The organism is Amnibacterium sp. (assembly GCF_025463795.1).
In the GTDB taxonomy this organism is placed as follows: Bacteria; Actinomycetota; Actinomycetes; order Actinomycetales; family Microbacteriaceae; genus Amnibacterium.
Map to the genome: position 1 here is coordinate 1 of NZ_JAODBE010000031.1, position 4,673 is coordinate 4,673.

A 4,673-nucleotide genomic window follows, 5' to 3' on the forward strand; every position below is an offset into this window, starting at 1 on the left:
TCTCACCGCGGCGGTCGCGGGCGACGCCGCGGTCGACCTCGGCGGCCGCCTCGACCTGGCGGCCCTCGCCGCGACGCTGCGCGGCGCGGGTGTCGTCGTCGCCGGCAACACCGGGCCGGCCCACCTCGCCGCGGCGGTCGGCACCCCGGTCGTCAGCCTCTTCGCCCCCGTGGTCCCGGCGATCCGCTGGGCGCCCTACGGCGTGCCGGTCGCGCTGCTCGGCGACCAGGCGGCCCCCTGCCGGGACACGCGCGCCCGCGTCTGCCCGGTGCCGGGGCATCCGTGCCTCGCCGACGTCGCCCCCGCGGACGTGGTCGCCGCCGCCGAGCGGCTGCTCGCCGGAGGCGCCGCATGAGGGTGCTGCTCTGGCACGTGCACGGCGGATGGACCGACGCGTTCGTCCGCGGGGACCACGAGTACCTGCTGCCGACGACCCCGGCCCGCGACGGCTGGGGCCTCGGCCGCGGTGGCCGCGCGTGGGACCGCGCCGTGGAGATCGCGCCCGCCGACCTCGCCGAGGCCGACGTCGACGTCGTGGTGCTGCAGCGCCCGGAGGAGCTCGCGGCGGCGGAACGGCTGCTCCACCGCCGCCCCGGGCGCGAGGTCGCCACCGTCTACCTCGAGCACAACACCCCGAAGGCGGCGCCCGTGCCGACGGAGCGGCATCCGCTGGCCGACCAGGACGCGATCCCGATCGTGCACGTCACGCATACGAACGAGCTGCTCTGGGACGCCGGCCGCGCCCGCACCCGGGTGATCGAGCACGGCATCGTCGATCCCGGGCACCGCTACACGGGCCGGCTCGCGCGGCTCGGCGCGGTGATCAACGAGCCCGTGCGGCGCTGGCGCGTCACCGGCACCGATCTGCTCCCCCGGTTCGCGGCCGCGGCGCCCGTCGACGTCTTCGGGATGGGGACCGAGCTGCTCGCCGGCGCCTTCGGCGCGCTGCGGCCCGACGTGCACAGCGTCGGCGACGTGCCGACCGGCCCGATGCACACGGCGCTCGCGGAGCGGCGGGCGTACGTGCATCCGATGCGCTGGACCTCGCTCGGGCTGTCGCTGCTCGAGGCGATGCACCTCGGCATGCCCGTCGTGGTGCTCGGGATGACGGATGCGTTCCGGGCCGTACCGCCCGAGGCGGGCGCCGTGTCCGCCGACGTGACCCGGCTGGTCCGTGCCGCGAAGCGGTTGATCGATCGTCCGGACGAGGCGCGAGCCGCGGGCCGGATCGCCCGGGAGGCGGCGCTCGCCCGCTACGGGCTCGCCCGGTTCCTCGCCGATTGGGACGAGGTGCTGGCCGACGCGGCGGAGAGGGTCCCGCACCGGCGCAGCGACGCCGGGCGGGACCGGGAAGGAGTGTCCGCATGAAGATCTCACTCGTCTCCGAGCACGCGAGCCCGCTCGCCGTGCTCGGCGGGGTGGACGCCGGCGGTCAGAACGTGCACGTCGCCGCCCTCGCGACGGCGCTCGGCGCCGACGGCCACGAGGTGACCGTCTACAGCCGCCGGGACGACCCGGAGCTGCCCGAGCGGGTGCCGTTCGCGCCGAACGTCACCGTCGTCCCGGTGACCGCCGGCCCCGCCGCCCCCGTCTCGAAGGACGCCCTGCTGCCGCACATGGGCGAGTTCGCCGACGTGCTCGCCGACGCCTGGATCGCGGACCGGCCCGACGTCGTGCACGGCCACTTCTGGATGTCCGGCCTCGCGACGCTCGACGCGGCCCGCCGGGTCGACATCGCCCTCGGCGGCCACCTGCCCGTCGCCCAGACCTTCCACGCGCTCGGCGTCGTGAAGCGCCGTCACCAGGGCCTCGCCGACACCTCCCCCGCCGAGCGGTCGTGGCTCGAGCCCGACGTCGCGCGCCGCGTCGACACCGTCATCGCGACCTGCTCCGACGAGGCGTTCGAGCTGAAGGCGCTCGGCGTCCCGTCCAACCGCATCGCCGTGGTGCCCTGCGGCGTCGACACCGCCCACTTCTCCCCCCACGGGCCGATCGCACCCCGCACCGGGCGCCTCCGCATCATGACCGTGAGCCGCCTGGTGCAGCGCAAGGGCGTCGGCATCGCGATCGAGGCGCTCGCCCGGCTGGTCGCGCGCGGCCTCGACGCGGAGCTCGTCATCGTCGGCGGAGCCGGCGACGCGGCGCACCTCGAGGTGGAGCCGGAGGTCGCGCGCCTGCTCCGCATCATCGAGACGACCGGGATGCGCGACCGGGTGACGCTCGCCGGCCGCCTCGAGCACGAGGACCTGCCGCAGATGCTCCGCTCGGCCGACGTCGTGGTCTGCGCCCCCTGGTACGAGCCGTTCGGCATCGTGCCGCTCGAGGCCATGGCGTGCGGGCGCCCGGTCGTCGCCACGAGCGTCGGCGGGCTCATCGACACGGTCGTCGAGGACGTCACCGGCGTCCACGTGCCGCCCCGCGATCCGGACGCGCTCGCCGACGCCCTCGAACCCCTGCTCGCCGACGCCGAGCGCCGCGAGCGCTACGGGGTCGCCGGCCGCCGCCGCGCCGTCACCCGCTACGCCTGGCGCCGCGTGGCGCTCGAGACCACCCGCGTCTACGCCTCCCTGACCGACGCCGCGCCCGCGGCCCGACTCCTGACGAGGGAGCGATGACCACCACGACGCCCACCACCCGCGCTTCGACCGTCGCGTTCGACCACGTCTCGGCGGTGCTGCCCACCATGGAGGCGCTGCGCGGGGAGGCCGACCGCCTCGCCGCCTGGGGCACCGACCTCGCCGACCGGATGCTCGCGGGCGCCCGCCTGCTCGCCGCCGGCAACGGCGGTTCCGCCGCGGAGGCCCAGCACCTCACGGCCGAGCTCGTCGGCCGGTTCGACGGCGACCGCCGCGCCTTCAGCGCGATCTGCCTGCACGGGGACACCTCCGCCCTCACGGCGATCGGCAACGACTACGGCTTCGACGAGGTCTTCGCGCGCCAGGTGACGGCCCATGGAGCGGCGGGCGACGTGCTGATGCTGCTCTCGACCTCGGGCACGAGCGGCAACCTGCTGCGCGCGTCCCATGCCGCTCGCGGCAAGGGCATGACCGTCTGGGCGCTGACCGGCGCGACCCCGAACCCGCTCGCCGACCTCGCCGACGACGTGCTCAGCCTGCCGGGCCGGGGCGCGAACGTGCAGGAGGCCCAGCTCGTCGCCATCCACGCGCTCTGCCGGGTGTTCGACGCCAGGGTCCGGGACCGGATCGGGGCCAGCCGGTGAGCCTCGCGATCACGGTCGTCGGCGACCTGCTGCTCGACGTCGACCTCGACGGGGCCGTCGAGCGCCTGAGCCCCGACGCGCCCGTCCCCGTCGTCGACGTGGCCGAGGTCGTGCGCCGCCCCGGCGGCGCGGGGCTCGTCGCCCGGCTGCTCGCCCGTGACGGTCACCGGGTCACGCTCGTCACCGCGCTCGGCGACGACGAGGCCGCCGGCCGGCTGCGCGCGCTGCTCGACGACGTCACCCTGGTCGCCGGCGCCACGCACGCCCCGACGCCGGTGAAGACCCGCCTGCGCACGGCCGCTCATCCGATCGCGCGGATCGACGAGGGAACAGGCAGGCCACCGGTCCCCGAGGCGACCGACGCGATGGTCGCCGCGATCGACGCCGCGGAGGTCGTGCTCGTCGCCGACTACGGCCGGCGCCTCACCGAGGAGACCGCCGTGCGCGCGGCGCTGGCCCGCGCGGCCCGCCGCGTGACCGTCGTGTGGGATCCGCATCCGCGCGGCTCCGCGCCGGTGCAGGGCGTCGCCGCGGTCACCCCGAATCTCAAGGAGGCCGCCGCCGCGGCCGACGTGGCGGGCTCCGGGATCGCGGCCGCCGACGAGGCCGCTCTGCGCCTGCGCGAGTCGTGGCGCGCCGCGGCGGTCGTCGTGACGATGGGCGAGCACGGCGCCCTGCTGCGCGCGAGCCGCGGCGGTCTGCCGTTCGTCGCGAAGGGCGACCGCGTCGACGGCGCGGACCCCTGCGGCGCGGGCGACCGCTTCGCTGCGACCCTCGCCGTCGCCCTCGCGGGGGGTGCCACGCCCACCGACGCCGTGACGACCGCCGTCGCCGAGACCGGCGCCTTCCTCGCCGCCGGCGGCGTCGCCGGGCTCGCCCGTCCCGCGAACACCGTGCGGCTCGGCGGCACCGATCGCGATGCGATCGCCGTCGCGGAACGCGTCCGGGCCGGGGGCGGCACCGTGGTGGCCACCGGCGGCTGCTTCGACCTGCTCCATGCCGGCCACGCCCGGACCCTGTCCGCCGCTCGCGCGCTCGGCGACTGCCTGATCGTCTGCCTCAACTCCGACGACTCGGTGCGCGGGTTGAAGGGTCAGGAGCGGCCGATCATGCCGGAGGCGGATCGTGTCGACCTGCTGCTCGCGCTCGAGTGCGTCGATGCCGTGCTCGTCTTCGGCGAGGACACGCCCGTCGAGGCGATCCGTCGCATCCGCCCCGACATCTGGGTGAAGGGCGGCGACTACACCGCTGCCGACCTGCCCGAGGCCGCCGTGATCGCCGAGTGGGGCGGCAGGGCGGTCACCGTGCCGTTCCATCCCGGCCGGTCCACGACCAAGCTCGCCGCCGCGCTCGCCGCGGTCGGCTGACCCCGCTCGAAGCCCGCTCCACCACCAGCGTCCAGGAGGACCCGCATGCCCGTCGCCGCCACCACCCCGACCCCGCTCGGCCGCAC

5 protein-coding genes are annotated in these 4,673 nt (G+C 76.6%); all 5 read left to right on the forward strand.

Annotated elements, in window-relative coordinates:
• On the forward strand, positions 1–355 hold a 355-nt coding region (locus tag JWQ92_RS02610; RefSeq protein ID WP_297342899.1), incomplete at its 5' end, for a glycosyltransferase family 9 protein.
• Positions 352–1,368, forward strand: coding sequence for a glycosyltransferase (locus JWQ92_RS02615; RefSeq protein WP_297342900.1), 1,017 nt, complete (start codon positions 352–354; stop codon positions 1,366–1,368). The genes JWQ92_RS02610 and JWQ92_RS02615, both read left to right, overlap by 4 nt.
• Positions 1,365–2,615, forward strand: coding sequence for a glycosyltransferase (locus JWQ92_RS02620; RefSeq protein WP_297342901.1), 1,251 nt, complete (start codon positions 1,365–1,367; stop codon positions 2,613–2,615). The genes JWQ92_RS02615 and JWQ92_RS02620 overlap by 4 nt, the downstream gene beginning before the upstream one ends.
• Positions 2,612–3,220 (forward strand): SIS domain-containing protein, encoded by a 609-nt coding sequence (locus JWQ92_RS02625; protein WP_297342902.1) that lies wholly within the window; start codon positions 2,612–2,614, stop codon positions 3,218–3,220. The genes JWQ92_RS02620 and JWQ92_RS02625 overlap by 4 nt, the downstream gene beginning before the upstream one ends.
• On the forward strand, positions 3,217–4,587 hold the full coding sequence (locus JWQ92_RS02630) for a PfkB family carbohydrate kinase (RefSeq protein ID WP_297342903.1): 1,371 nt from the start codon (positions 3,217–3,219) through the stop codon (positions 4,585–4,587). Before JWQ92_RS02625 ends, JWQ92_RS02630 begins: the two co-directional genes overlap by 4 nt.
• The last annotated feature ends 86 nt before the right edge of the window (positions 4,588–4,673 follow it).

Coding starts and splice junctions, on each gene's coding strand:
- JWQ92_RS02620 (WP_297342901.1), top strand. CDS start 1,365: ATGAAGATCTCACTCGTCTCCGAGCACGCGAGCCCGCTCGCCGTGCTC.
- JWQ92_RS02625 (WP_297342902.1), top strand. CDS start 2,612: ATGACCACCACGACGCCCACCACCCGCGCTTCGACCGTCGCGTTCGAC.
- JWQ92_RS02615 (WP_297342900.1), top strand. CDS start 352: ATGAGGGTGCTGCTCTGGCACGTGCACGGCGGATGGACCGACGCGTTC.